The 1,013-nt window shown below is 73.2% G+C and carries 1 protein-coding gene; it reads left to right on the top strand.

What is annotated here, in order from left to right; genetic code table 11:
• Window positions 1–154 precede the first annotated feature (154 nt).
• Window positions 155–1,009: a hypothetical protein gene (locus AOK23_RS43905; protein ID WP_055717920.1), complete on the top strand. Its 855-nt coding sequence runs from the start codon at window positions 155–157 to the stop codon at window positions 1,007–1,009.
• Window positions 1,010–1,013 lie beyond the last annotated feature (4 nt).

The raw sequence follows: 1,013 nt of genomic DNA, 5'->3' as shown, positions 1-1,013 counted from the left end.
CGTGGGGCGGGGCCGTGCCGGGGCGGTCGGCCCGCCGTCGGGGTGGCCGCTTGAGCATTCGGGCGTTGTTTCTCGTAGACCTCAAGTGGTGCTCACGGCGTGTGGCAGGGGCTGCCGTGCACAGCAGGCGCACCGTCGACCCGGGGGGGATCGCATGCCGCAGTCGGAGAGCGAGTGGGCCAACGCGTTCCCGTGGAGCCTGTCCTATCGGTGGGGGCATTCCGCGCTCGCCGTCGACTTCGATCTGAGCGGCGACACGGCGCGGTTGGTGTGCGTACGGCGTCCGGGTGATCCGGAGGAGGGCAAGGCCGACGTCCTGCTGCCGTTGGTCGACGTCGTGCTGCTCGGGGACGGGAGCGGGTGGTCGCGGCCCCCGTTCACGGGTTCCGCGCTCGGTGAGCGGCTGCGCTACCGGGCGCATCGGTCGGCGTTCGAAGCGGAAGACGGTCCCGGTGTGCGCTGGCATCGGCTCGTCGTCGAGTTGCGGGACCCGGAGAGCGGGGTGGCCGCCTTCGGGGAGTACGCCTCTCCTGACGGGGTCTCCGTGCTGCGGTCCCGGGTGCGGCTGCGCAACGAGGGGGTCGCGCCGGTCACCGTGCGGCCGGTGGGGAGTCTGCTGCTGGGCGGGCTGCCCTCCCCCGACGAGTTGACGGTGTTCCAGGGGCGCGACGAGTGGCTCGCGGAGTGCCGTTGGCCGGCGGACGGGCCTCTCACGATGGGGGCCCTGCAGTGTCGTGCGGACGCGCGGACGTGGCTGTGGCAGATCGAGTCGGCGTCGCGTGGGGTGTGGGAGGCGGGCGAGGCTGCGGGGCGGACGTATCTGGCGCTCGGCGGTCCCGCCCCCGATGAGCACCAGGGGAGTGAGGTACTGGAACCGGGCGCGGAGTTCGCGAGTGGGTGGGTCGCGCTGGCGCTCGGTACGGGCTTCGACGGGGCGCTGGCCGAGCTGACGGCATACCGCCGTGCGGTACGACGGCCGCGGCTTGGGGTGGGACCGGGCGCCTCATAGCTCG

This window comes from Streptomyces torulosus (assembly GCF_001419765.1).
Taxonomy (GTDB): domain Bacteria; phylum Actinomycetota; class Actinomycetes; order Streptomycetales; family Streptomycetaceae; genus Streptomyces; species Streptomyces torulosus.
The sequence above is the reverse complement of the archived record's forward strand: the minus strand, read 5'-3'. Positions and strand labels throughout refer to the sequence as shown.